Origin of the sequence: Streptomyces uncialis, assembly GCF_036250755.1 — a bacterium.
Classification (GTDB): Bacteria; Actinomycetota; Actinomycetes; order Streptomycetales; family Streptomycetaceae; genus Streptomyces; species Streptomyces uncialis.
This window is the reverse complement of the sequence record NZ_CP109583.1, coordinates 1,451,722-1,477,576: the sequence shown is the minus strand read 5'-3', so window position 1 is coordinate 1,477,576 and position 25,855 is coordinate 1,451,722. Positions and strand designations below refer to the sequence as shown.

At 71.2% G+C, this 25,855-nt stretch carries 23 protein-coding genes; 13 read left to right on the top strand and 10 right to left on the bottom strand.

The genetic code is table 11. From position 1 onward, the window contains the following. Positions 1-4: 4 nt before the first annotated feature. From OG711_RS05800 to OG711_RS05790, 3 genes are all read right to left on the bottom strand, one after another. The gene (locus OG711_RS05800; RefSeq protein ID WP_329558624.1) at positions 5-808 is read right to left on the bottom strand and encodes a phosphatidate cytidylyltransferase; all 804 of its coding nucleotides are present in this window, start codon (positions 806-808) and stop codon (positions 5-7) included. After that, positions 805-2,586 (bottom strand): histidinol-phosphate transaminase, encoded by a 1,782-nt coding sequence (locus OG711_RS05795; protein WP_329558623.1) that lies wholly within the window; start codon positions 2,584-2,586, stop codon positions 805-807. The genes OG711_RS05800 and OG711_RS05795 overlap by 4 nt, the downstream gene beginning before the upstream one ends. A 301-nt stretch (positions 2,587-2,887) precedes the next feature. Continuing rightward, complete coding sequence (locus tag OG711_RS05790; RefSeq protein WP_073787064.1) at positions 2,888-3,130, bottom strand: DUF6411 family protein; 243 nt, start codon at positions 3,128-3,130, stop codon at positions 2,888-2,890. Positions 3,131-3,302: 172 nt separating this feature from the next. On the opposite strand from OG711_RS05790, the gene OG711_RS05785 reads away from it, so the two are divergent. From OG711_RS05785 to OG711_RS05775, 3 genes are all read left to right on the top strand, one after another. Then, positions 3,303-4,526, top strand: a complete 1,224-nt coding sequence (locus tag OG711_RS05785; protein ID WP_329558622.1) for a phospholipase D-like domain-containing protein — start codon at positions 3,303-3,305, stop codon at positions 4,524-4,526. Positions 4,527-4,999: 473 nt separating this feature from the next. After that, a complete protein-coding gene (locus tag OG711_RS05780) occupies positions 5,000-5,818 on the top strand; it encodes a methyltransferase domain-containing protein (protein ID WP_329558621.1) in 819 nt (272 codons plus the stop codon). Next, positions 5,815-6,744: a malate dehydrogenase gene (locus OG711_RS05775; protein WP_266506066.1), complete on the top strand. Its 930-nt coding sequence runs from the start codon at positions 5,815-5,817 to the stop codon at positions 6,742-6,744. Before OG711_RS05780 ends, OG711_RS05775 begins: the two co-directional genes overlap by 4 nt. 94 nt (positions 6,745-6,838) lie before the next feature. Here the strand turns inward: OG711_RS05775 and OG711_RS05770 are convergent, their stop codons facing one another. Then, positions 6,839-7,519 (bottom strand): adenosylcobinamide amidohydrolase, encoded by a 681-nt coding sequence (locus OG711_RS05770; RefSeq protein WP_329558620.1) that lies wholly within the window; start codon positions 7,517-7,519, stop codon positions 6,839-6,841. A 191-nt stretch (positions 7,520-7,710) separates the two neighbouring features. On the opposite strand from OG711_RS05770, the gene OG711_RS05765 reads away from it, so the two are divergent. From OG711_RS05765 to OG711_RS05755, 3 genes are all read left to right on the top strand, one after another. Next, positions 7,711-8,535, top strand: a complete 825-nt coding sequence (locus OG711_RS05765) for a hypothetical protein (protein WP_329558619.1) — start codon at positions 7,711-7,713, stop codon at positions 8,533-8,535. A 653-nt stretch (positions 8,536-9,188) separates the two neighbouring features. Next, positions 9,189-10,406 carry a hypothetical protein gene (locus tag OG711_RS05760; protein ID WP_329558618.1) on the top strand — a complete coding sequence of 406 codons (1,218 nt, stop codon included), beginning with the start codon at positions 9,189-9,191 and terminating at the stop codon, positions 10,404-10,406. Positions 10,407-10,680: 274 nt separating this feature from the next. Further along, positions 10,681-11,577, top strand: a complete 897-nt coding sequence (locus tag OG711_RS05755; protein WP_329558617.1) for a class I SAM-dependent methyltransferase — start codon at positions 10,681-10,683, stop codon at positions 11,575-11,577. Between the two features lie 70 nt (positions 11,578-11,647). Here the strand turns inward: OG711_RS05755 and OG711_RS05750 are convergent, their stop codons facing one another. Then, positions 11,648-12,100, bottom strand: coding sequence for a hypothetical protein (locus OG711_RS05750; RefSeq protein WP_266506041.1), 453 nt, complete (start codon positions 12,098-12,100; stop codon positions 11,648-11,650). A gap of 538 nt (positions 12,101-12,638) precedes the next feature. Here OG711_RS05750 and OG711_RS05745 point away from each other — a divergent pair. Beyond that, entirely contained in the window at positions 12,639-13,013 is a 375-nt protein-coding gene (locus tag OG711_RS05745; RefSeq protein WP_107499207.1) for a hypothetical protein, read from the top strand. A 379-nt stretch (positions 13,014-13,392) separates the two neighbouring features. On the opposite strand, the gene OG711_RS05740 is transcribed toward OG711_RS05745, so the two are convergent. Then, positions 13,393-13,782, bottom strand: a complete 390-nt coding sequence (locus OG711_RS05740; RefSeq protein WP_329558616.1) for an ATP-binding protein — start codon at positions 13,780-13,782, stop codon at positions 13,393-13,395. A 1,046-nt stretch (positions 13,783-14,828) separates the two neighbouring features. On the opposite strand from OG711_RS05740, the gene OG711_RS05735 reads away from it, so the two are divergent. Together OG711_RS05735 and OG711_RS05730 are read left to right on the top strand one after the other, a co-directional pair. Further along, a complete protein-coding gene (locus tag OG711_RS05735; protein ID WP_329558615.1) occupies positions 14,829-16,139 on the top strand; it encodes an aminotransferase class V-fold PLP-dependent enzyme in 1,311 nt (436 codons plus the stop codon). Between the two features lie 314 nt (positions 16,140-16,453). Continuing rightward, positions 16,454-16,966, top strand: a complete 513-nt coding sequence (locus OG711_RS05730) for a hypothetical protein (protein WP_329558614.1) — start codon at positions 16,454-16,456, stop codon at positions 16,964-16,966. A 77-nt stretch (positions 16,967-17,043) separates the two neighbouring features. Here the strand turns inward: OG711_RS05730 and OG711_RS05725 are convergent, their stop codons facing one another. From OG711_RS05725 to OG711_RS05715, 3 genes are all read right to left on the bottom strand, one after another. Continuing rightward, entirely contained in the window at positions 17,044-18,210 is a 1,167-nt protein-coding gene (locus OG711_RS05725) for an FAD-dependent monooxygenase (RefSeq protein WP_329558613.1), read from the bottom strand. Next, on the bottom strand, positions 18,207-20,174 hold the full coding sequence (locus OG711_RS05720) for a LodA/GoxA family CTQ-dependent oxidase (RefSeq protein ID WP_329558612.1): 1,968 nt from the start codon (positions 20,172-20,174) through the stop codon (positions 18,207-18,209). Before OG711_RS05720 ends, OG711_RS05725 begins: the two co-directional genes overlap by 4 nt. 508 nt (positions 20,175-20,682) lie before the next feature. Beyond that, positions 20,683-21,699, bottom strand: coding sequence for a helix-turn-helix transcriptional regulator (locus OG711_RS05715; RefSeq protein ID WP_329558611.1), 1,017 nt, complete (start codon positions 21,697-21,699; stop codon positions 20,683-20,685). A 166-nt stretch (positions 21,700-21,865) separates the two neighbouring features. On the opposite strand from OG711_RS05715, the gene OG711_RS05710 reads away from it, so the two are divergent. Together OG711_RS05710 and OG711_RS05705 are read left to right on the top strand one after the other, a co-directional pair. Further along, entirely contained in the window at positions 21,866-22,288 is a 423-nt protein-coding gene (locus OG711_RS05710; protein WP_073787032.1) for a VOC family protein, read from the top strand. Positions 22,289-22,342: 54 nt separating this feature from the next. Further along, on the top strand, positions 22,343-22,786 hold the full coding sequence (locus OG711_RS05705; RefSeq protein ID WP_329558610.1) for a TIGR03618 family F420-dependent PPOX class oxidoreductase: 444 nt from the start codon (positions 22,343-22,345) through the stop codon (positions 22,784-22,786). 48 nt (positions 22,787-22,834) lie between these two features. On the opposite strand, the gene OG711_RS05700 is transcribed toward OG711_RS05705, so the two are convergent. After that, entirely contained in the window at positions 22,835-22,975 is a 141-nt protein-coding gene (locus OG711_RS05700; protein ID WP_329558609.1) for a hypothetical protein, read from the bottom strand. 186 nt (positions 22,976-23,161) lie between these two features. On the opposite strand from OG711_RS05700, the gene OG711_RS05695 reads away from it, so the two are divergent. Together OG711_RS05695 and OG711_RS05690 are read left to right on the top strand one after the other, a co-directional pair. Beyond that, the gene (locus OG711_RS05695) at positions 23,162-24,691 is read left to right on the top strand and encodes an alpha/beta fold hydrolase (protein ID WP_329558608.1); all 1,530 of its coding nucleotides are present in this window, start codon (positions 23,162-23,164) and stop codon (positions 24,689-24,691) included. A 292-nt stretch (positions 24,692-24,983) separates the two neighbouring features. Continuing rightward, on the top strand, positions 24,984-25,622 hold the full coding sequence (locus OG711_RS05690) for a LysE family translocator (RefSeq protein WP_329558607.1): 639 nt from the start codon (positions 24,984-24,986) through the stop codon (positions 25,620-25,622). Positions 25,623-25,855: the final 233 nt, after the last annotated feature.

Below are 25,855 nucleotides of genomic sequence, written 5' to 3'. Positions count from 1 at the left end.
CGGGTCAGCTCAGGAGGAGAAGGACGGCCAGGGCGAGGAGGAGCGAGTCGATCCGGTCGAGCAGGCCCCCGGAGCCCGCCAGCCAGTGAGCGGAGTCCTTCGCCCGCGCTCCTCGCTTGACCATGGATTCGAGGAGGTCCCCCGCCGGGGCGCCGACCACCACCGCGACCGCCATCGGCACGCTCAGCGCGGACAGCGCGGCGAGCACACCGAGGGCGGCCGCGGCACCGGAGAGGGTTCCGCTCCACCGCTTGGCCGGGGAGAGCGGCGACAGCCGTGGCCCGCCCAGCCGCGGACCGGCGAAGTACGCGACGATGTCGCCCACCGAGACAGCGGCGAACAGGGCGAGCGCGGTCGCACCGAGCGGTGCCAGGGCGGCGAGCACGCTCAGCCAGACCAGCCCGAGCAGACCTGCCCCGAGGCGGCGCAGACCATGGGTGGAGTCACCGGCCAGCAGCGGCACCGCGGCGATGGCCAGCGCGCCGGCAGCCATCGCCCGCACCTCGTGTCCGGGGGCCAGCCACGAGGTCAGAATCACGCCGGAGACGGCCGCGGCCAGTACCGCCCTGTCCGGCCGGGACAGACCCGTCAGCCCGCCGAACTCCATCGCCGCGATCACCCCGACCAGGAGCGCGAGGGCCGTTACCGCCGGGCTGCCCCACCAGAACGCTCCGGCGACCAGGGGCACTCCGACCGCCCAGCAGCACCAACGGACCAGCAGTTCGCGGCGTCCGGAAAGCGCCGCGGCCACCCCGCCGAGCGCCAGGGCCCCACCGAGCAAGGGCGCGAGGGAGGCGACACCGGTCACCGGGCGTGGCCGGCGGCGACACCGGCCGGGGACCCAGCGGACCGCCGCCGGAGCGGGCCGGGCCGCAGGGCCTCCAGCGCGGCCCCGTACGCCGCCACGATGCGCGCGTTCTCCGCCGTGTCCCTGACCGCGACGCGTACGGTGCGCCCTTCGTACTGCGGGGAGAGGGGCGACAGGTCGCGCAGATAGACGTCGTGTCGACGGCACTCCCGCACCAGGCGGGCAGCGCTCGGTCCGTCGTACGGCAGCGTGATGTTGAGGAAGTTCGCAACGCCCTCCTCCACCACGGCGCTGTCCGCCACCCCGGCGAGGTCGGCGGCCAGTCGACGGCGCAGGGTGTGGGTGCGGAGCCAGCGGGAGCGGTAGTGCGCGGGGTCCCGCAGGGCGGCCACGGCGGCGAGTTGCGCGGGAAGGCTCACCGCCCAGGGCGGCGTCCACCGGCGCAGAAGTGCCGCGGTGGCGGGTTCGGCCACCAGGAAGGCCGCCCGTACCCCGGACAGCGCGTACATCTTGGACAGCGAGGTGCAGACCACGACCCGCGGGTCCACCGCGGCCAGTGGGGCGAGCGACTCCGCCAGGTCCACGTAGCCGAGGTAGGCCTCGTCGATCCACCAGCGGGTCCCGGCCGGGGCGTCCGCGATCAGGGTGCGCAGTTCGGCGGCGGACGCGTGCCGTCCGGTCGGGTTGTTCGGGTTGACCACGACCACCAGGTCGTATCGGCCCGCACCGACGACAGAGGCCAGCCGGGCGAAGTCGATCCGCCACCCGTCCCTCCGGTGCAACCGGAAGCGGTCCACCCGGCACCCGATCACGCGCTCGGTGACATGGGCGTATTCGCCGTATCCCGGGTCGAGCAGAAGCACCCTGCTCCCCGGGGTCAGCCAGCGGCCGAACGCCCTGAAGATCAGGTCGGACGAGCCGGCCCCGGCCACGAGCGTCTCCACCGGCAGTGCCCGGGCCTCCCCGAGTTCCGACAGCAGGCCCTCGGCTCCGGTGGGAGGCGAGGTCCTGGCGGACCAGGCCGCATCCTCGGTGAGCGCCGCGCCTACCCCGGGAGCGGGTGGGAACCAGGCGTCCAGCACATCGGCGGCGACGACCTCGTGGCGCCGGTGCAGGGTGCGGAAGTCCGTTCCGATCGCGGTGAAGGAGGCACCGCCGTGTTCACAGCCGTCCGGCCCGGGCGTCCGCTCCATGTCCAACCGCCAGTCGACCACGGAGCCGAACCGCTCCAGGACGCTGCGATACCGGGTGGTGGCCACCTGCGTCAGCGCGGCCACCTCACCCGTCAGCACCTCGAAGGTCACCGCACCGCTGCGGACGGTGCGCCCCACGGGCCGCAGACCGGCCTTCAGATACATGTCGAGCAGTTCGGTGCGGCCCATCGCCACCACCGCGCGGCCTCCCCGCGAGGAGATCCACCGCAGGGCCGCGTACATCAGAAGCGGTGCCACCGCGGTACCGCGCCAGCGCGGCTCCACGGTGAGGATGCGTACCTCGAAGACTCCCCCCTCGGACAACAGCGGCAGTTCGTCGCGGGTCAGGTACTTGTCCAGGCCGTAGCGGCCCAGCCACGGCGGGGTCAGACTGATGAAGCCGATACGGACCGGGCCCCGGGCCGCGACGAGGTAGACGTTGCCGCCGTCCAGCGCGTCGTACAGCCGTCGGTCCGGTTGCGGCGGGTGCTGACCGAGCTCCTGGGCGTACACACGGTGCCTCAGCTCGTGTATCCAGACCAGATCCTCTGGAGTGGCAGCTCGAATGTGCGGGTCGCGACTCATGCACGTCTCTTTCGGCGAAGGGGAGTCCCCCTGGGGGGACGGTGGCCGACTGCCCCGGTCGCCCCGCCCCCGGGGATCAGCTGTGGCGAACAGGGCGACGACTGGACGCCGGGCCCGCCACGAGCGGGGGAGGGGAAAGCCGGGACTCACCTCGCCGAAGGTGGGAATTCACATGTCCTCGCCGAAGGTTCGCGCCATGAGCACATCCTTCGGGGGTGCCCCGCGTCCGCACATGAGTACGCGTACTTGAGTACGTGAGTAGGAGGTGTCGTGAGGGTGCGGCAGAGGGTGGGAACCTGCCCTAGAAGGGCATGCGGCCACGGGCGCGACGGCCGGCCGAACCACTGCGGCCCACTGCCTTGGAGCTGCTGCGGAAGGGCTTGCTGAAGATCCGCCCCAGGATGCCGGGGGCCTTGCCACCGGTGCGTGATCCGGCTCCCAGGGTGCGCTGGGTGCCGCGCTCGGGGTGCCGGGAAAGACGGGGTACGAAGAAGGCAAGCGCGGCGAGAACGACACAGACAGCGACAATAGCGACGATCATCATGAAGGGCTCCAATGGTCGGGGTGTCTCTGCCGTCTGCCCCGATGCGGCAGGCGCATGCCCCGGGCCGCGACCGACCGGGAACCCGGGGGATACAGTCAGCTCGCCGCTCAGCCCGCACCGGACCGGGCACCGCGGCCTGAAGACCCTCGTCGTGTTCCGGTCAGGTGAGGCCATGACCAGCAGGCAAGAAGCGCCCGAGGCGACCCCGCGGGCTCCCGAAGCGCCGTACGGGCCGTCCGCCGAGGCCCGCGTCGCGCGGATACGGCGGCGTCTGGAGCGGCTGATAGGGATCGCGGCGACCGAGGGGAACGCGGTCGTCCCCTTGCGGAACGGGGACGAGATCTTCGCCGCGATGCTGGCCGGGATCCGCAGTGCCGAGCACACGGTGGACATGATGACCTTCGTGTACTGGAAGGGCGACATCGCCTGCCAGTTCGCCCAAGCGCTCGCGGAGCGGGCCCGTGCGGGGGTACGGGTGCGGCTGCTGCTGGACGGGTTCGGCAGCCGGCTGATCGACAGCGAGCAGCTCGACGCGATGGAGCGGGCAGGGGTGCAGGTGGCGTGGTTCCGCAAACCGCTGTACCTCTCACCGTTCAAGCAGAACCACCGCTGCCACCGCAAGGTCCTCGTCGTCGACGAGGAGACCGCGTTCACGGGCGGGGTCGGGATCGCCGAGGAGTGGTGCGGGGACGCACGCAACGAGAACGAGTGGCGCGACACCCACGTCAAGGTCCGCGGCCCCGCCGTGGACGGCATCGCCGCCGCGTTCGCGCAGAACTGGGCCGAGTGCCACGACGAACTCTTCGACGACCGCGACCGGTTCATCGCGCACAGCCCGCAGGGCGACGCGATCGTGCAGGTGGTGCGCGGATCGGCCAGCTTCGGCTGGCAGGACATGCAGACCCTGATCCGCGTGATGCTGGAATCCGCCGAGGAGCGCTTCCGCCTGGCCACCGCCTACTTCTCACCGGACGCGTACTTCATCGAACTTCTCTGCGCCACCGCCCGGCGCGGGGTCGAGGTGGAGATCCTGCTGCCGGGCCCGCACACCGACAAACGGGTCTGCCAGCTCGCGGGTCAGCAGTACTACGAAGACCTCACCGCGTGCGGGGTGAAGATCTACCAGTACCAGCCGACGATGATGCACGCCAAGGTCATCACCGTCGACCACGTCGCCGCTCTCATCGGCTCGACCAACTTCAACCGCCGTTCCCTCGACCACGACGAAGAGGTCATGCTCGCCGTCCTGGACCAGGAGTTCACCGCGACGCTGGACGAGCACTTCGAGGCCGATGTGGCAGCCAGCGAACTGATCCGGGAGGGCCGCTGGAAGAGACGCCCTGTCGTACAGAGGGCCCTGGAAGTCGCCGTCCTGCCGATCCGCCGCTTCCTGTGACCGGCGTCCGCCGCAGCCGGTAGGCGCATTCCTGGGCACAGCCCCTCGGCGGACGGTCCAGATCCCGCTCGCCGGTACGGGTGACGCCGGAGGGCGGCTCCGGCGCTGTGCGGACCCGCTGCCCTGGTGCGATCACCGGCGGTGACGGCTGTCATCACCGCTGTGTATTGGACGTGTGCGGAGCGGTGGCCGGAAGGTGGTGGCAGGCCGCTGGGTCCGCCGCCCGGGTGCCCGGGCCGGGGGCACGTCGTCATGGGCGGTACCAAGCACCGCCGCTGCCCGGCCCGTTGACGACCCGGGACCGCTCGCGGCCGAACGTCCGGGGCCGCCGATCGGCCGTGGTCCACCGCCCCGCCCCACGGCTTGGCCGCTCGTCCTCCCCCTCCACCGCGGAACCCTCCGAGGAGCTGACGCGACATGAGCGCCGCATCGCATACGCGCAACAGTGTTCCGGTCCACCAAGGAGGTGCCTCATGACGGGTCCCGTCTCCCCCGAACACGCCGCCGTCTCTCCCTACGTCTTCGCCGGATCAGGGGCAGGGGAACATGACCGTCTGCGGTTGCTGGCCCGGCTGTTGGACCCGCTGCACCGGCGGACCCTGCACACGGCCGGGCTGCGCGCGGGGCTGCGCTGCCTGGAGCTCGGCTCGGGGACAGGCACGATCGCCGCGTGGATGGCGGGCCAGGTGGGAGCCACGGGCCACGTGACGGCCACCGACATCGACCTGACGTTCCTCCAGCATCAACGGCGCCCGAACCTGGCGGTCCGCGAACTCGACGTGCTCACCGACGAGATCCCCCGGGGTGCCTTCGATATGATCACCTGCCGGGCGCTCCTGCACCATCTGCCGCAGTGGGAAGCCGTGGTGGGTCGGCTGGCCGGGGCCCTGAAACCGGACGGTGCGCTGGTCCTCGTCGAACCCGACGCCGGTGCCGCCGTGTTCGCCGAACCGGCGCATCAGCGGTTCTGGTCGGCCTGGTGCCGCTGGGGACGGACCGAGGGAATCGACTTCCGCCTCGGCGGCGCACTACCCCGGGCCGTCCGACGAGCGGGACTCGACGTCCAGGACGTGACCATGGAGGTGCCCTTCTACAGCCGCAGATCCCCATGGGGCGACCTCTACCGCTCCACCGTCGAAGCGGCGCGGCCCTATGCCTCCGGAGGCGGCCCCGACCTGATCGCCGAGTTCGAGGATCTCCAGGCGGGGAGCGGCGACCTGATGTGCTCCTTCGGCTGGGTGGCCGTCTGCGGCCGGGCCGCCCCTGGCGCGGAGTCGGTGCGACATCGATGAGACACCCCAAGGTCACGATCGTGGGCGCCGCGGGCGGAGTGGGATCGTCGCTCGCCCACCTCCTCATCACCGCGCCCGACGCCTACGAGATCGCGCTCATCGGCCGGGACACCCGGTCCGTCGCCTGTCTGCTGATGGACTCCGAGTCCCTGGCGCCGCTGGGCCGGCCACCGGTCGTCGGCCATGGGGACACCGGGGACTTCCACGACTCGGACATCATCGTGATCACCGCCTCGGTGCCGCTCACCGCGTGGGCGCCGCGTGCGGACTCGATGTCGGCCAACGCGGAGGTCGTCCATCCCTACTTCCGTGAGATCACCAAGGTCTCCGCGGACTGGCGCGGGCACGTCATCGTCGTGACCAACCCGATCGATGTGCTCAGCGGCTGGCTGCGACGGCACACGCACTTCGGCCGCTCAAGGATTCTGGGCTACTCGTGGAACGACAGTCTGCGGCTGCGGGTGGCTGTCGCCCGGGCCCTGGGGGAGGACGCGGCGGACATCACGGCCTGGGTGATCGGCGAGCACGGGGACGCGTTCGTGCCGCTCTTCGACCATGTCCTGTCGAAGGGCAGGCATGTGCGGGTGTCCGCCCGGCAGCGGGAGAGCGCCCTCGCCGAACTGCGTGATTTCTACACCCGGTGGGGTCGGCTCGGCAGGGCGCGCACCACGGTGTGGACCACGGCGAGCGGAGTCGCGAGGATGATCCACGACCTCACTCACGGGCGGTCGGCGGACTGGACGGCGTCCGTCGCGCTGAACGGCGAGTACGGGCTGTCCGGCGTCAATGTCGGCGTCCCCGTCACCATGGACGCGCGGGGAGTCCTGCGCGTGGTCGAGTGGGGTTTGGACGAAGCGGAGCACACCGCCCTTCATCAGGCGGCCTCCCTTGTCCGGCAGCGCGTGGACGGTCTGGGCGCACTGTGACCCTCCGGTCGACCCGCTTGGTCGGCCCCGCCCTTCCGCGTTCCGGACGGAGCAGGCGGTCGGGGCGGTCCCGGCCCTCGGTCCCCGGCGGACCCTACGGGGGCGGCGTCGCCTCACGGACGGCGCCGTGGACGGCGCGGGCGAGCCGCGCGCCCCACAGGGAGCGCGGCCCGGCGAAGGCGTGGACCTCGTCGCCCGGTACCGGGGTCCGGGCGGCGACGCATACGGCATCGGTCGGGGTGCCGGAACAGTCGTAGCCGAGGTCGAGGAGCGCCTGGACCTTGGCCTCGGTGGCGGTGGCCACCGCGTTGACCAGCGCGGCGTCGGACATCGCGACGGGAACGGCGACGACGATGTTGATGGTCCCCGGCCCGGCCGGGGTCCGCGTCCCCTCCGCGGGGGAGGCGGCCCACCCCCGTACCGACACACCGGAGGTGGCGACGGCCTCGACGCCACCGCTGCGCCCGCGGCCCGGCCGGGAGACATCCGCGGCTGTCATCAACCCCACGCCCGCCCCGCGCAGCCCGGCTCCGTCGGCGAGGGCGGCGAGATGCCGCTCCGGGTCGGTACGGCGGTAGCCGTGTGCCACCTGGGCGTTGAGGACCCAGGCACGCGCACCGATGCCCCCGCCCAGGGGCGCGCTGCTGATCATCCGCCACCCCGGGCCCGCCCGCCACAGCACCGCGCGCAGTTCCGCGCCGTCCTCGAAACGGGTCAGCCGCTGGACCGGCAGCAGACCGGTGGCGGTACGGACGGACGGCAGGACGGCGGTCACCGGGCGAGCTCCTCGCGGATCGGAACCGCCGATCCTACGCGCGCCGTCCGTCGCGCGCGCCGGGCGGGCCCACCCGAGCGCCAACGGCGGCCAACTGCGGCCAACGGCGGGCCTGTAGAGCGGGAACCGGTCGGATAGGCTGCCGCCCTTCTTGAACGGCAGCACTTTCCTGATGGGGTGGGAGTATGGGAATGAAGGCACGCAGACGAACCGCCGCGGTGGCCGTGCTCGTGGGAGCGCTGGGTCTCTCGACGCTGAACGCGCCGGCCGCCTGGGCCGCGGACACCGGCATCACTGTCTCGGACATCGTCGTCAACAGGGGCAAGCCGATCGTCGTCGGCACGTCGAAGGTGGTGGAGCCGTCCTTCGGCTTCCGTGTCACCTTGCCCCGGGGGTACACCACCGAGGACCCCTCCGACTACAGCGCGGCTCCCTTCCTCTACCGAGGAAGCATCACGCGGGCGGCCGAGACGGGGGACAACTACATCGACGGCAGCTACACCTGCTTCATCATCGATTCCCGGCGCCTGCGCTGCGAGGGCAGGCTCTACATCGACCCGCACCCGGCCCAGGAGTACGTCGACTCCAACAGCGACGCCACGTCCTGGAAGGTCGGCGTCTCGCTGCGGCTGTGGAAGGCCGACGGCAGCCTCAAGGCCGGTGAGCTGGAGACGCGGTCCCTGACCGTCCCGCTCAAGCGCCTGTCCAAGGCCACCGTCGACGCCTCTCCGGAGCCGGTCGCCCAGCGCGGGACCCTCACCGTCACGGGCAAACTGACCCGGGCGAACTGGAACACGAAGAAGTACGACGCCTATGGCGACCGTACGGTCAGCCTTCAGTTCCGGGCCAAGGGCACCGACACCTTCAGGACGGTCAAGAAGGCCACCACCAGCCGCACCGGGGCGCTGAAGGCCAAGGTCACCGCCTCGGCCGACGGCTACTACCGGTGGGTGTACCAGGGCAACTCCGCGACCGGCGCCGCCACCAGCACCGCCGACTACGTCGACGTGCGCTGACCCCTCCGCAACGGAGGGCGGGCCCGTCCGCGGTGATCAGCGGCGGGCGGGCCCACCCCGGTGGCCACCGGGTCCTCCCTCGGACCGCGGAGCGGGGCCGGGGCCGCGGGGCGTAGGCGAGCAGGACATCGATGTCGGACGAGTGGACGACGGATCACCGGTCGACGGATCGCCGGTCGTCAGCGACTCGGGGGCGCCAGGGACGATCCCGAGCCCTTGAGCGGCGAGCAGGTGCGGTCAGCGGGAGCCGAACTGGTGACGCCGGGCGGCCGACCGCCCCGGCGCCTGGTCCGGCGCGGGGACGCGGGGCCGAGCGCGGTGGCCGGAAGCCGCCGAGGTCCCGAGCCGTGCACGGGCGGGCGACTGTGCTCACCGGCCGTCGGCCGCGCCCCCCGCCGTGGGACCGGAAGTGCTGCCGGAGCGCCGTCACCTGGAGGCCGGGCCCGTCCACGCGGCGGACGGACGTGTCGGCAGCGGGCGGTGCGGGGCAAGGCGAACGAGCGTACGAATTCGGCCGTTTCGGAGATCGAGCTGCCAACTAAGCGCCGGATGCGGAAACTTGATCCGCCGCGCGGCTTCTCCGCTGACCTGGCACAGACGAACTGCCCATGCACTCGTACGTCATTGTCCTTGAAGAGATCAGGAGTCTCCGGATGGCCCGCTCGCGTGTTGCCCGACCCATATCCCTTGCCGCCACGGCGGCGGCAACCGCCCTGCTCCTCCTTGGTTCGGCACCCGTGGCGGTGGCCGAGCGCTCCCGGCCGGAGCTGACCTCACGGCTGCTCCCGATCCCGCCCGGCGGGCTCCACAGCTTCGTCAAGGGGCTGAACAGCAGCGGCACGATCGTCGGCGACTACTACGTGGAGGGCTCCGACGGGCCACTCGCGATCCGGTGGAACGCCGGCCGCCCCGGCTGGACCCGCCTGGCGCCGCTGCCGGGTGAGAGATTCAGCCGGACGACCGCGCTCAGCGACCGCGGATGGGCGGTCGGCCTGTCCTTCGACAGCGCGCCCGACTCCCACCCCGTCCGCTGGTCACCGGGCGCCACCCCGAAGCGGTTGGCGCTTCCCGACGGGGCCCGTGGCGGTAACGCGTCGGCCGTCAACAACTCCGGGGCCGCGGTCGGTGACGCGTCCGAGGAGAACAACATCTCCCACCCCCTGCGCTGGCGGTCCGACGGCAGCAGGACCGACCTGCCCGTGCTGCCCGGCGACAACAGCGGCACCGCGACGTCGATCAACAACGCGGGCACGGCGGTCGGGTGGACCGAGAAGCGCGACGCCGCCGGTGGCTCCGCGCACCCCGTGCGCTGGAACGCGGCGGGTGCCGTCAGCGCGCTGCCCCTCCCGGCGGGGATCGCCGGGGCCCGGACGAGCCAGATCACCGACAACGGCGTGGTCTTCGGCCACGGGCGGCTCGCCGGGAGCACGGAGTACGACCGGGTCCTGGTGTGGGCTGCCGACGGCACGGTCCGGGACGCCGGGCGCGGGCGGGGATACGACGTCAACCGGGCGGGCACCGCCGTAGGAGCGTCGTTGGACGACAACCCGAACGGCGTCACGGCCCGCTGGAACGCGAACGGCACCCGGACAGTGCTCGCCAATCCGGCGGAAGCGGCCGGAGAGGTGCTCGCGATCAACAACCGGGGGGCGGCCGTCGGGTACGCGTGGCCGCCGGCCGGTAACCCCGCCTTGGACAAGGCCCTGTTGTGGAAGCCCGACGGTACGGTCGTCCCGCTGCCGCAGTCGCCTCTCGGTCCCTACGCCGCCGCGTTCGCGATCAACGACGCCGGAGTGATCGCCGGATTCGCCGTCGGCACCGACGGCGCCGGCAACGCGACGACCTGGCGCGCGACCGTCTGGAAGCGCTGACACCCGCCGCATCCTGTGACACGCCTCGGTGAGGTCCTCGTGGAGGACCCCACCGAGGCCGGGTCGGCATCGCACCGAGCGATCCCACGGTGGGAGCGGGGCCTCGTGACCGGGACCGAGCAGGAGAAGAGCCCCAGCATCGGACGAGCCGGACCGGAGTGACACCGCTCCGACCGGGTCCGCTCGAAGAAGAGCGACCCGCGACCGCGCCCCGGCCTTCCGGGGACTGGAATTCGCTGGAGTCGCCGCGTCAGGGTCGCTAGCGTCCCGTCGTGTGATCTACGAGAATCCCCTGGCCTACGTCCTGGGCCTCGAAGGGCTCGCGCTGCTGCGCTCGTTCACCGGTGAGCACGACCGGGCCTTCGTCGACGCCCGTGTCGCGGAGATCCGGGCCCTCCTCGACGACGAGTCACTGGCCGACGCGGCGGTCGAGGTCGCCCGGGTCGGCACGGTCGACGGCTACCGGGTGTGGTCCCGCACCTATGACGGCCCCAACTCGGCGTTCGCCCTGGACGAGCCGGTCATCGGGGAGATCCTGAACGGGCTGCCGCCGGGCACCGCGCTGGACGCCGGATGCGGAACCGGACGTATCGCGGCCGTGCTGTCACAACGCGGCCACCAGGTGGTGGGCGTCGACAGCTCACCGGAGATGCTCGACCTGGCACGTGTCCGAGTACCGGACGGCGAGTTCCGTCTCGGCAAGCTGTCGGGGCTGCCCGTGGCCGACGGCGCGGTGGACCTCGTCGTCTGCTGTCTGGCGTTGACACACGTTCCCGACCTGCGGCCGGTCATGGCGCAGTTCGCCAGGGTGCTGAGGCCCGGCGGGCATCTGGTGATCTCCGACGTCCACCCCGAACGGGTGGCGCGGGGCTCGATTCCCCCCGTGCGCCTGCCGGACGGGACGGCAGGGCGCCTGGAGTCCTATCGGCATTCGGCCGGGGACTATCTGCGTGCCGCGCTTCCGGTCGGGTTGCAGGTCCGACGGTGCGAAGAACCGTTCATCCCGTCCACGGAGCCGTCCGGGGCGACGGACCGGCCACGGGCGACCGGGCCGGGTCCATGGCAGGTCTGGCCCTGGAGCCTGGCCGCTCTGGTGCCCGAGGCAGCGGCGGCGGCCGATCGCGGAGTACCGGCGGAGATCATCTGGCACTTCCAGCTGACCGGTGCCTGACTCGGCGGTCGGCACGCCCACCTGGGGGTGCTACCGGTTCCCGGGATGTTCACCTCTTGTCCTGACCGAGTCAGAGAACGAGCTGAGGACGCTCCTCCTGGTGCGGTCGCTCACTCTGCGGCGGGATCTGCGAGAGCTCCCCCTCGGCCGCCCGCGGCCCGGCTCCGGGAGCGGTGGCCCCCTGCCGCAGGGGATTCTCCCCGGCCAGGGGCGCCGGGCGGCCGGACGGGGTGGCCCCCTGCCGCAGGGGATTCTCCCCGGCCAGCGGCGCCGGGCGGCCGGACGCCGCACCCTGCAATCTGAGACCAGGAGGCACAGGCGCCTCCTCGGCGGTCGCGAGCAGCCGGCCAAGCTCGGCCCACGAGGTGCCGGCCGCCATCGCCAGCCCCACCAGATGGCCGATCTGCCGGCTGGCCTGCTCTGCCTCGTTCCACAGGCCGCGCGCTCTCCTCAGCGCCTCGTTGTGGCATTCGATGCGCTGAGCAAGCTCCTTGAGCGGAGTGGGTCGTTCGATCTGCTCCATGTCTGACCAAACTCCCCAAAGCCGCTGAAGGTACGCACCAGTACACGATCCGGCGGACATGGCCGAATCGTACTGACATCACCTCGCCGATAGGCCCCGCACCTGTGTACGGTGCGCACCGGTCCGACGGCACCGTGATCGGGTACCGGAACCGGAGGCTGTCACCCGTTCGTGCGGGGGCATGCCTCAGATTTGCACGAGCCCTACCGGCCTCACCGACGGGCACGTACGGCCGGCGGTCGGCCAGCGGCGAATGCTGTGGGGCGAACGGCGAACGGCGAGCAAGAAATAGGACGACAGTCCCGTTGGTCACCCGCCGGGGGGTCGCGCCCGGTGTGTACGCGTGGGAGGTCTCCGCGAGGTCCATGTCTTCAGATGAGTCTGTCGGTCCGGGGGTGCGGCGGCGGGCAGTGACCGGGGGATCCCGGCGCACTCCCGAGTCCGCGTGCGCAGGTGTCCTGCGGGGGATGTTCCGGCTGCTACCTGGCCGGGCGGGTGGACGCGCAAGGAGAGTTCGTACGCACACGGGGAGATGAACATGCGACACACGATCCGGTTCCTGCTGGCCACCGTCACAGCCACCAGCGCCCTCCTGCTCACCGCGACCGCCGCCTCGGCGAGCGAGTACACCGTCCAGGCCGAAGGCCAGAACCGCGGCTTCGGCGGCGCCGACGACGACGGTCTGCGGGTCTACGCCTGCGACACCTTCGGCGACAACTGGGGCGTACGCACCCACTACACCTACCGGAACCACACCGGGGGCACCGCCACCCGCACGGTCAGCGACGCGAACGGCGTCACGACCGGCTGCGGTGAACAGAACATGTCCGCCTCCGCGCCCGCCCTCAGCTACCAGGTCTGCACCGGCAGGGCAGGAGCCGACACCGTCTGCGGCCCCTGGACCCGCCTCTGAGCACCAAGGAACCCGGCCCGTTCCCTCCGCCCGCCGACGGTGGACGGAGCGGGCCCTCGGTCACCGCGACACCGGCACCGGGACGGACCACGAGTTCCTGACATCACCACAGGCCCGCGAAGCCCTCCAGCAGGAGGGCATAGCCGTGCTCGACCACCGGACCGTTCAGCGAGTCCGGTCCCAGAACCTGAATCCCTGATGACTGATCGGGCCGTTCACGCGATCGTCCAGCCAGCCACTCCCGAAGCCGCCATCCCGCCGCCGCGCCGAAAGCCGACGGGGACGATGCCCACCGGCCGGCCTTGTGGACAGTCGGCCAGGGTGCCTGCGCCGCGGGCACCCGGCAGTCCGGCCGGTGTCGATGTCTGCGTCTCCGGCGCTATCGGGCGAGGAGGGCGCTGACGGTCTTGCCTCCGGTCGGTCGTGGGGTGACCGCGGTGGTGCGGGCGAGGTGGTCGACCATGTGCCGGCCGAAGCCCCCGGTGCCGCCGGTCAGGTCGGGGGTGCGCATATGGGGCATCCGCGGGCTGGGGTCGTGGACGGCGACCTCGATGGCGTCCGGGTACGCGGTCAGGTCCAGGGTGCAGGTGCCGCCGCTGTGGCGCAGGGCGTTGGTGACCAGTTCAGAGACGACCAGGACCACGGTGTCGGCTGCCGCGGCCTTGATCGGACTCACCAGACCTTGCAGAAATGTACGGGTGCTCTCTCGCGCGTCGGCGACGGCGGTCGCGGTGCGGATGGTCATGGCGTCGGCGCACATGGTCTCCATCAGGTTCAGCCTCGCCTTCGGCTCATCGGTGCTCTGTCCTGCCTACCTGCCTCCTTGTTCCCCGGTCCGCGCTCCTCAACCTGGCTGGTCCGATTGCCTCACTTTCAAGTGAACGAAAATCTATGTCGGCCGGAGTAGACATTGGGTGGTGGTGTGGTTATGGTTTCTCTCGTAGCCAGAAGGACAGCAGGGCCTGGCAGAGACGAACTGCCGGTCAGCAGTACAGGTGGTACCCGCAGTTGCAGTACGGCAGGGCGGTGCGGCGGTGGAGTTCCGGAGCCAGAGCAGACGCAGGACGGCGACGGGACTGACGGCCGGACCGGGTGGCCCGCGGTGATCAGGGGCCGCCAATGAGCAGAACCGCGGTTGATGCGGTGGCAGTACCCGCAGACGCGGTACGCAGCAGTGAAGTCAGTGAGCGGTACCTCGGTGAAGGCGTCGGCTGCGGACGCGCGCACCGGGAGGTCCGGCAGTGGGGTTCCAAGCCAGAGCAGAACGAAGTACGGGCGAGCGGGGCTGGCTGCCGGAGCGTGACGCTTGGTCAGGTCACCAGCGGTTCGCATCACCAGCAGTACAGAGCAGTACGCAGTGGTACGCAGTTGTTCATCGAGGGAAGAACGGAGGGGCCGAGCGCCATCAGGATCGCCCGGGCGGAAGTGTTGGGCCCGGGTACCGCAGGACATCGATAGTGAGGTGGTCTCCGGTCGAGCAACCGCGATCCCCGCGTCTCCGACAGCAGTGTGGTCGGGCGTGCGGAAACAGAAGGCCGGCGCAGTATCCAGGCCGGCGGATGGTGTAGCAGTTCCTTCGGGGCCCTGGTGCCGTACGCACCAGGGCCCCTCCACGCGTTCATGGACACATGGTGTGCAGAACACCGCCCTGCTCGGCGTCCGCGAGTCAAGGGGCATCCCCTCGGCTGCCCCCTCGCGGTGCCACTGTCAGCCATTCGCGCGGCGTTCTCCGAATGCGGCGCGGAACGCGTTCTAGGGTGGATCGGGTCATGCCTCCTGCGGGGCGCGGAGTTCATGCGGAGTTCGGGAGCGGCGATGGCGAGGGTGAGCCGTAGGCATCTGCTGGCCGGTCCGGTCGGGGCCGCCGCCGTGGTGGCTTCGGGCGGTCTCGCCCGGGCGGCCGGGCCTGCCCTTGGGGGAGCGCCGCCCGTGATGGCGGGTGGGCGGCCGGACTGGGACGCGGTGCGGGCACAGTTCCGGCTGGAGCCCGGCTGGGTTCATCTGGCGATGTACCACCTGGCGTCGCACCCCCGGGTGGTGCGGGAGGCGGTGGCGCACCTGAGCCGTCAGATCGACGCCAACCCTCTGGCGGCGCCCGGGGGGCTGTCGCTGCCGGACGGCCCGACCGGGTGGCCGCGGGTGCTGGCCTCTCTGGCCGACTACCTGGGAGCGCGGCCCGAGCAACTCGCGATGACCGCCAGTACGACCATCGGGCTGGGGGTGGTCTACAACGGGGTGCGGACGCGTCCTGGTCAGGAGTTCGTGCTCAGCACCGACGACCATCCGTCCCATGTGCTCGCGGCCCAGCTGGCGGCGGAGAAACGCGGCGCCAAGGTGCGGCTCTGCTCCTGGTTCCGCGACTCCGCCCAGGCCACCGCCGATGAGATCATCCGTACCCTGCGGGAGCAGATCCGCCCCGAGACACGGGTCCTGGGCGTCACCTGGGTGCAGTCCGGCACCGGAGTGCGGATGCCCGTGCGCCGGATCGCCGAGGTGGTGCGCGAGGCGAATCAGGGACGAGCGGAGGCCGACCGCTGTCTGCTGGTCGTCGACGGCGTGCACGGGCTCGCCGCTGTCGACCAGGACGGGGCGCGTCTGGGGGCCGACATCCTGGTCGCCGGCACACACAAGTGGCTCTTCGGGCCGCGCGGAACCGGCCTGGTGTGGGTCTCTCCCCAGGTGCTCGACCAGCTCCGGCCGACGTTCGCCACCTTCATCTTCAGCGGTGGGGCGGCGCCGCTCTCCCCGGGCGGATACCTGGCCTTCGAGCACGCCTTCGCGCTGCCGACCGCCGTCGCCTTCCACCAGCGGCTCGGTCGCGCCCGCGTCGCGGACCGCATCGCGCGCCTGTCCACCCGCGCCAAACACGGACTGGCCGGTATCCCCGGAGTGACGGTGCACACCCCCGCGGACCCCGAGATGTCGGCGGGCATCACCTGCTTCAGCGTCCGCGGCCACAGCGCCGAGCAGGTCATCTCCCGCGCCGCGGAGAAACGAATCCGCCTGTCTTCTCTGCCCGTCCTCCCGTACAACAGCACGCCCTGGCCGCGGATCGGGACCGCCATCGTGAACTCGCCCCGGGACATCGACACCGCCCTCACCGCTGTCGCCGACATCGCACGGTAGGCAAGCGCCCACCACACCGTGGACACCGGTCTCGACATCGCCGCCACCCCGTCGTCCGCATCGCTCGCAGCGGGACGATCACCGGCAAGGACTGTGCAGCCGGGGCCTGTTGCTCGGAGCGGTACGCGAGGCTGTGCGGGCGAACCGTGCCGGAGTCGTCGGCTTCGCGCCGAACGCCGCTGCCCCGTCCACGGAACGACACGCCATGTCTGAAGATCATTAATATGACTGCGAACTGGTAACGTGCAGGGCCAAAGCGCCTGGCCCCACTGCTGGTTGCGGGCCGGGTGAAGCCCTCCTCATTGGAGAAATTCTTGGCAACGCATGAGCCCTTGGCCATACCCGGTGTGCAGGTGTGTTCCCTCAAGGTCGAAACACCTCAGCTGATCCCAGCGGGGGACACGTACAGGATCATCCGCTTCCCCTATGGCACTGGCGAGTCGTCGGACCGGTTCAACATGCACCAGGCCGAGCAGCTTGACGGCCCCCCTGTGTCGGACTATGCGACCGACGACCGCAGCGGCCTCATCCGGCCGTCACGAGTTGGGTGGGGCCAGCTCTACGCGATGATCCAGTGGGAATCGGCCAGCGGCACGAACGGCTACACCGAGCTGCGGGACCAGTTCGTCCGTAACCCGCTCGGTGTCGTCGACACCACGGCGACCGAGCACCGCGCGCCGACTCCCGGCATGCAGTGCTACGTCAAGGGGCATGGCATCTTCGTCTCCCCCGACGTGCCCCTCGCGCTGCGCGTGATGCACAACGACAACGCCCCGAGGAGGGTGACCCTCGCGGAGTTCAAGCTCGTCATCCATGAGGCGGCGTAGGCCCGCCCCGGCCACCGGGCGCTGATCAGGACTCCCGTACGGCGGCACGCTCGCCCGCGTCCACCGCCGGTTCGCGGTCAGTGTAGCGGACCGACCCGGGCGGTGGGCGCGGGAACAGGTGTGTGGCGCCGTTGCCAGAAGGGGCGGTCGGCCCAGCGCTGTTCCCAGGAGTGGACGGTGCGATGGCCGGTCCGGTAGCTGTCGAAGGTCTCGTCCAGTCGTGCCAGGTAGGTGTCGACCGCGTCGCGTCGGCCTGCCAGGCGGGCGTCCACGGTCTCCCCGGCGCACTTGCCGGTGTAGAGGGCGGTGAGGACGCCCTGGGACGAGATCGGGTCGTAGGCGGTCGCGGCGTCGCCGACGGCGATCCATCCGTCTCCCGCCGCCGGTTCCAGCCGGGTGGTGTGGGCGGCGCCGCGGCGCGGCACGCCTCCGGGCCAGGGGCGGCGGCCCTCGGCGCGGGAGCCGGTATGACGGGTGGCGGCGAGCTGGTCGAGGAACCCCTGGGTGGTGGTGAGACCGGGTGGGACGAGGTCGGTGTCGGTGAAGTACACGGCGTCGCGTCCGAGAGGATGGCAGGGGGCGGTGTACCACCACCCGTCGCGTACGGATTCGACCACGGACAGGTCCTCGCTGTCGTACGGGTCGTGGACGAACCGCAGGTGTACGGACACGAGTTGGTCGTAGCGCCGCCGTCGGGCCCCGCAGTGCACGGCGATACGTGCGCGTCGGCCGGTGGCGTCGATGAGCCATCGGCAGCGTACGGTGCGGCACGTACCGCGGGCTGTCACCGGGAGCCGCCAGCCACCGTCCGGCTCCCGTACGGGGCGCCCCACGGTGGTGTGTTCGGCGACCTCCGCGCCTCGGGCGCGGGCCTGGGAACGCAGCAGACGGTCGAAGGCCGTCCGGTCGAGCTGCCAGCCGTGGCCGTGGGGGTCGTTGATGAAGCAGACCTGTTCCACCCGGGGCGATCCCCAGGCGGAGAGACCGCCGTGGCACGGACGGTGGTCGCGGTCGAGCGCGCGGGGCCCGACTCCGAGGTCCTGAAGCAGCGTTCTGGCGGCGGGAACGAGGGATTCGCTGGTCTTCGGCGGTCCGGAGCGCGCGTCCGCGAGCAGCACGCTGCGCCCGGACCTGGCGAGTGTGATGGCCGCTGCGGCGCCCGCCGGTCCGCCACCGGTGACCACGGCGTCGTAACGGCCTTGGGTGGGCCGGTGCCCGTCGCCGGGCACCGCCTCGGTGGTCATCCGTTGTCCCGGAAGGGGTCGATCTTGGTGAGGTAGCCGGCCGAGATCTCCTCGGGTGTGAACCGGGTGTTCCGGGCGACCTCGTCGACAGCCTGCCGGTTCACGTCCGTGCGCCTGAACTTGTCGGACACGGCCGGGTCCGCCTCGGGGACGTGGACGTTGACCAGGTTCCGGCGGTCGTTGACCTTGGGGAGGCCGGGCGTGGACTCGGCGAGGATACGGTCGGGGAACCTCCCGTCCTCGACGGTGTAGGCGTGGGTCTCGACGATGCCGAACCTGGCCCACCAGTCGACCATGTTCTGCCAGCCCTCGGCCTTGTCCGGGCTCAGGAACCGGAGCCAGACCGCCCGCCGGGCGAAGGCCTTCTCCCGCAGGTCGTCGTCGTGGGTGGCGCCCTTGTTGTTGACGACGTCCAGGTCCTCCTCCTTGAGCACCTGGTTGGGTACCCGGGCGGGCCAGAACGACGGCAGATAGGGGCTGTAGCGGGCGCCGATGTTGGCCACGATCTCGTAGCCGGAGCGGCAGCTCGCGGTGTCGGTCTGCCAGGGGAGGCCCATCCAGCGGGTGAGGTCACCGGGGCCCTGCGCGTGCAGCGGACCGTTGTCGGCCAGTGCCTTCGTGGACGTGAGGTGGGTCCCGTGGTCCGGATCGTTGCCGTCGGTACGGTGCAGGATGCGGAAGGGCTCCTGGTAGAGCGTGCGGTGACGGATGGGCCAGGTGACCTCGCAGCCGGGGTGGAAGGCGTCGGCGAGGCAATAGTCCAGCGCCGCCCGGTCGAGCAGACCGGGCTGAAGGGCGACGGGCGCCTTGTCGAGGTCGGGCTGGGGGGTCCGGACCGTGGTGTCGAAGTCACCCTTCACCCAGGACTCGAACAGTCTCACATGCGTGACGGTGAGCACCCCGTGTTGCAGGGCGGACTTCGGTCTGCTGGCCATGGCGTCCCCGTAGAGCCACGGCCAGGGCAGCGGTGACATGCCGTCCCGCTTGTACTGCCGCATGTGGTAGAGGACGCGCTGCCGCAGGTCCTGGTACTGGGGCTTGTTGCTGCCTAGCAGGGCGAGGACCTGCGGGGAGGTGAAGTCGTTCGGGGCGCGCCATCCGAACTCCGCGGCGAAGCCCTGGTTGACCCATTGGTGTCCGGTGAACCGCAGCAGCACCGGTTTGATGTGCTCGTCGAACGTCACCTTGGCGGGGAAGGGCAGGTCGCCGGTCCGCACGAAGAGGTCGTACAGCAGATCGTGGAGTGTCACGATGCCCTTGACGTCCGGCGCGTAGTTCGGCGGTGCCACCACCACCCAGGCCGGCGTCGCCGTGAGGTTCCGGCCGCCTACCGTGACCTCGGCGGTCACCGGGCCGTCGGAGATGTCGTCGTACCAGCCGTCGTTGTTGCCGAAGTCCGACAGCGCGGTCCGGGGAACGGTGAAGGAGTCGGACTTCCCTCTGCCGCCGAGCACCACGAGTCTGCCCGCCGCGTCGGTCAGCAGTTCGCCCAGGTACACCGCGATCCCGTTGATCCGCCCCGTGTCGAACGCCTTGCCCGACTGGTCGGGTCCGGAGATCGACCGCGCGGGCGGAGTGATCTTCAGCTTGCTCCGCTCCGCCGTGCTCGCGTTGCGCCGGGCGATCCGCGCGTCTCCGTCGGGGATCGCCTTGGCGTCCTCTATGTCCAGCGCCAGCGCGAACTTGTACCAGGACGCCTTCTTGTTCGCCAGGCGCACGGTCCAGGTGACGGTGGCGTTGTCCTGCCCGTGTTCGATCTCTCCGAGGACGTTGCCGTCCTTGTCGTAGCCGTAGACACGGAACCGCGCCGCCTGCCTCTTGATCATGGCGGAGCCGTCCTTGGAGAAGCCGGGCGGCCTGGGCGGCTCGTCCGGGCTCTCGGGCCCGTAGAAGAACTTGGTGCTGTTCCCGACCCGGGCGACACCGATCGCCGGGTGGATCTTCACATACGCGATGTCCGGCATTGCGCTCCAGAGTGATCGTGGGTACGCCGGTCGGAGTGGGTACGGGTTCTTGGACGGGGCAGGCGCGCATGGCTCATGGGGCGGACGGTCCCGAACACGGCCCGAGGGGCGGACGGTCCCGGCCCGCACGCCCTCCACGCTGTCCACGCCGCCCTGGTCACGCTCGGAGTGCCTGGGGACGCCGCGAAACGGTCCCGCGTTTCCCTGCGGTTCCACGGCTGAAGGGCCGCCCTGGGTGCGGCCCGGACAAGGTCCCGCGAGGACGGGGCGCGGGATGGTGCGGATGGTCTGCCGGGCCGCTCGAACCACACCTGGGCTGCTCGACCGCATCCGAGGAGACCGCATAGTTCCAGAACAAGATATGCATGTCCCGGGCCCGGCCGCATCCGGAGGAACCGGGACATGCCGGGCCGCGTCAGCTACCGGTTGGGGGTGGTTCGGTGGCTGTGGCGAGCACCGGAGGACGGCCGACCGGTCGGAGGGGATCCGGCACGCCGCCGGTCGCGCGCTATGCCTCGCCCGCCAGGCCGTCACCGGCCGCGTCGGCTTGCGGGATGCGCGCGGCACGGGCGTAGCGGGCGGCGAGTTCCCGGAACGCGGTGGCCAGTTGGGGTGGGCCGATGACCTCGATCCCGGTGTCGAAGCGTCCGATGGCGGTGGCGAGTCCGGTCCATGACCAGGAGCCGAGGACGAGCCGGCAGTGGTGGGCGTCGAGCTCCTCGACGATCCCGTCCTGGGCGAAGGGTACGACGTCGGCGGCCGGGAGGCGGAGGATGACTTCGCCTTGGCAGGGCCAGTCGGTGGTGGTGCCGTCGTTGCCGCGGAATCGGCCGGTGACGAAGGCGGAGACGTCGCCGCCGGGGAGTTGCCGAGGGGTGAAGCGGGGGCCGGTGGGTGTGCGGGGCCGGATGCGGTCGACGCGGAAGGTGCGCCAGTCCTCGCGAGGGAGGTCCCAGGCCACGAGGTACCAGTGGTGTCGCCATGCGACCAGGTGGTGGGGTTCCACCCGGCGGGGGGCGTCGGCCGAGGCGTTCGCACCCGGGGCGTAGTCGAAGCGCAGTTCCTCGCGGGCGTGGATGACGCGGCTCAGGTCCATCAGGAGCTGAGCCGTGGCCTGGGGGGTGTCGCCGGTCGCCGCGGGCGGCTGGACGGCGGTGACGCGTAGCTGGTCGATGCGGTGGCGCAGACGGGGTGGCATGACCTGGCGGAGGGTGGCCAGGGCGCGGGCGGCATCCTCGGCGACGGCGGTGCCGACGGCCGCGGTCTGGAGCGCGACGGTCAGGGCGACGGCCTGGCCGTCGTCGAACAGCAGGGGCGGCAGGTCGGTGCCGGCCTCCAGGCGGTAGCCGCCGGCCGGTCCTTTGACGGTGGTGATCGGGTAGCCGAGTTCGCGCAGCCGGTCCATGTCGCGGCGCACGGTGCGTGAGGTGACGTCGAGACGCTCGGCGAGATCCTCGCCTGACCAGTCACGGTGCGTTTGCAGCAGCGAGAGCAGTGCGAGCAGCCGCGAGGAGGTTTTGTGCATGACACCCGTGCCCCGTTCCCCAGTAGTACAGGACACAACCTGTCCTCTAATCCTGCCATCGTGGCATACGAGCCGAACGGGAGGCATCGCCCCTCGTCACGGCCGTCCGCGCGCCGGATCTTGAACGGCGGGCGGCGTACTCGTCACATGGAGCAAGGAGCAGATCATGTCTTTCAGGACCACCACTCATCTGAACTTCCGGGGCGCCGCGCGTGAGGCGCTGGACTTCTACGGGTCCGTCTTCGGCGGACATGTCGTCGTGGTCACCTACCAGGACGCGGGCGCGGTGCGGGACGGGAGCGAGGCGGACCAGGTGATGTGGGGCGAGGTGACCGGCGACAACGGCTTCCATGTCATGGCCTACGACGTGCCCTCGCAGCTGCCCTGGAGCCAGGGCGAGAACCCGTTCTTCGTCTCCGTGCGCGGTGACGACGCGGAGGAGATCGGCGCCCTCTGGGGCAAGCTGGCCGAGGGCTCGACCGTCGTGCGCCCGCTGGAGCCCGCGCAGTGGGCGCCGCTGTACGGCATGCTCACCGACCGCTTCGGCGTCACCTGGGTCCTCGACGTCGCGGCTCCCTACCACGGCTGAACCGATCGGCCGTGAGGGTGCGGAGGCCGGGATCAGGGTTGGTAGCCTCCCCGGATGACTGCGACCTTCGACCAAGCTGTCCGGGACCGGCTGCGCGCCCCTCATATCTGGTACGTCGGGACCGTGTTCGCCGATGGCGCGCCGCAGGTCAGCCCGATGTGGGTGGATCTGGAGGGTGAGGGGGAGCTGACGTTCAACACCTCGGTGGGCCGGGTGAAGGAGGAGAACCTGCGCCGCGACCCCCGTGTCTACCTCTCGCACGCGGACGCCGCGGACCCCTTCGACCGGGTGCAGATCAGTGGCGTGGTGGCCCGGTTCATCGAGGGCGAGGAGGCGCACGACCGGATGGACCGGCTGGCCCGGAAGTACCTGGGCGAACGGTACGAGTGGATCATGCCGGGGGAACAGCGGGTCGCGGTGATCGTGCGTCCGGTCAAGGTGCGCCACATCGTCGGGGTGGAGCGGTTCCGACCCGGCGGTCCGGTTCCCGCCCCCTGACCGGAACGCCGAACGTCACCCCGCCGCCCGTTCGCGCTGCAACAGCCGTCAGAACTGGCGTGCGGCGCGGGTGCTCCGGTCGTGGATGTCGTTGAGGTGGACCTGGTCGTCGGGGAAGAAGTAGCTGCACCACATCGCGGCGCCCTCGGGTGCCCCACCGCGGCACTCACGCAGGTCCGGTACGAGCACGGAACTGTAGGCGACCGGTCGCTCAACGGCGCGAGTGCGCCGTTGCGTTGGTGATACAGAACGGATGGGCGGCTGCGGCCGTATCCGTGCGTGGTGGATGCGTGTGCTGTCCAAGGTGGTCGTGTCCGCGGACGCCGTGGATCTTTCCGTCATCCCCTCACACGGAGGCTTCCTCTCTTGTCACCGATGACCGATCACCGCAGTGAACAGCCCGGCCCCGTCAGGGTCGCGCGCCGTCGCGCCCTCGCCATCTCGGCGATGGTGCTCGCCGGGGCGCAGGCGAGCACCGGCCTCGCCGCCGCGCAGGACCCTGGGAATCCCGCCAGGGCTGGACTCCAGTGGCAGCTGTGCTCGACCGCGGCGGTGGACTGGCCGATCGAGAACGACACCCGCACCGAGTGCGCCGAGCTGACCGTACCGGTGGACTACGCAAAGCCGGAGGGCCGGAAGATCAAGATCGCGGTGAGCCGTGTCAAGGCCACGGAGGGGAAGTCGCGCGAGGCGCCCATCGTGTCCCACCTCGGCGGGCCGGGGCTGTTCAACATCACCGACTCGGCTGCGATGGCACGACGCGGACTCGCCACGCTGAACACCGACCACGATCTCGTCGCGTTGGACGTCCGGGGCACCGGATACAGCGACCACGTCGACTGCGGCGAGAATCCGAGGACGGAACCGGCACCGACGGCGCCGGAGAAGAAGTTCAAGAAGGCCGATTTCGACCAGCAGGCCGAGTTCAACAACCGCTGTGCGGCCGTCGATCCCGAGTTCGTACGACAGATCACCCCGGAGAACGCCGCCCGGGACATCGACCGGCTCCGGGCCGCACTTGGCGCGGAGAAGATCAACTTCTACGGCGCCTCCTTCGGCACCACCATCGGAATGGCCTACCGTTCCCTGTTCGACCGCCACACGAAACGCGTGTGGCTGGACTCGGTGATGCCCCCGACGGTCCACTGGCCCACGATGGACGGCGAGACGGAGGCGGTCGGTAACCGCGGCACCGCGCCCTTCCTCGCCTGGCTGGCACAGCGCGACGCCGAGCACCACCTGGGCGCCGACGAGTCCACCGTCCGCGGCCGGCTGGGCGATCTGCGCAGTGAGCTGGAGCGGAAGCCGCGCACCGGTGGCGGGGTACGCCTGGACGGGAACTGGGTGATCGAGCAGCTCTACCGCCCCCAGGAGGAGTGGGCCGACGCGGCGAAGAGCCTGGTCGCGGTGCGCGACGGCGGCACGCCTCCGACGCCACCGGCGCCCCGGGCGGAAACCGCCGCACCGGCGCCGGTACGTCCTCTCGGGCTGAGCAATCCGCGCAGCCGCTTCAACTCACTCCAGTACAACGCGATCCTCTGCAACACCGCCCCCGCGAGCCGCGGTTTCGGTGAACTGTGGGCGGCCCGCGAGGCCCGTCGGGAGGCCGATCCCTTGACGGGAGGGAAGCACTTCAGCCCCTGGTGCGCGAAGTGGCCGTACAAGATGCCCGCCGCCAAGCCCGCGTACGGCAAGAGCGCGCTCCAGCTCTCCGGCCACCTCTACGAGGACGTCACTCCCCACGTATGGGCCGAACGGGCCAGGGACGCCACCGGAGGCGCCCTGCTCACCATCCTGGACGACGGGCACGCGACCCTGCCCTCATCGCCCTGCGCCGACAAGGCGATCACCTTCTTCCGTACCGGACGCACGGTCGAGGGCACCTGTGGCGGCCAACAGCGCTGATAGGTCGCCCGGTTGGTCCGCAGGGCCCGTAGTGGCCGGCACCGCCGCGTCCGCCGCTGGGCCCGAAGTCCGGTTCGCGCTCCGGGCCCGGCCCCGGGCGAACGGGAGGCGACAGGGCATGTGCCGATCCCGTACCCGCGTCACGGATGGCGGGTGACCGCCGGGGCGGGAGTCGAGGAGGTTCCCGGGGGCTTCGCGGATCTCCGCGGCGCGGGGCCTCACCAGGCCGATAGCCTCGACGCCGGGCGTTCGACAGCACGCTCGGCAGCCGACGTCGGAACAGGAAGCCTCCGTGCTCACAGCCTTCGCGAGCTTCGCTCTCTTCGCCCTGCTGGTGACGGTGGTGCCCGGACCGGACACCCTGCTGGTGCTGCGCAACTGCGTGCGTGGCGGCAGACTCCCGGGGATCGCCACCGCGCTGGGCGCTGCGGTCGGTTCCCTCGTCTGGGCGGTCGCCGCCGCCGTGGGGCTGGCCGCCGCGCTCCACCGCTGGGACGCCGCGTTCGCCGTCGTACGGATGGCGGGCGCGGCCTATCTCGTCCTGCTGGGCGCGCAGGCCCTGTGGGCACACCGCCGGAGCGCGTCGAACGGCGCGGACACCACCGCCGCTCCGCCCGAGGGACTCGCACCCACCACCTTCCTGGCGTTCCGGCAGGGGCTCCTCAGCTGCCTCCTCAACCCCAAGGTCGGCCTCTTCTTCGTCGCCGTGGCACCGCAGTTCCTCCCCGAGGGCGCCTCCGTGCTCTCCGTGACCCTGATCTTCGGCGTCATCGACGCCGTGATCGCGGCCGGCTGGCTGATCCTGGTGGCGGTCTTCGCGGCCCGTCTGCTGAGCTGGCTGCGCCGGCCCCGGGTGAACACGGCGCTGGAGAGGGCGACCGGCGGCATCCTGGTCGTCCTCGGACTGGGGACCGCCGCGGAAACGCTGTGAGCGTGCCGCGTGGGCCGCACGTGCCGCACATGCTCAGCCGTCGCCGGACGGGGGAACCTGTGCTGACGGGGCGTCGGGTCGGACGGCCCGGACGACCGGGCCATGGGGAGCGGGAACGTACCATGGGCCGTCGCCCTCTCCCGTCCGGGAAAGCGGCCGGGGAGCGAGTGATCGGCCTCCGGCGGAGCGCGACGGCGACGACCGACTGGTGGGGGCGGTGACCGTCACGGCCA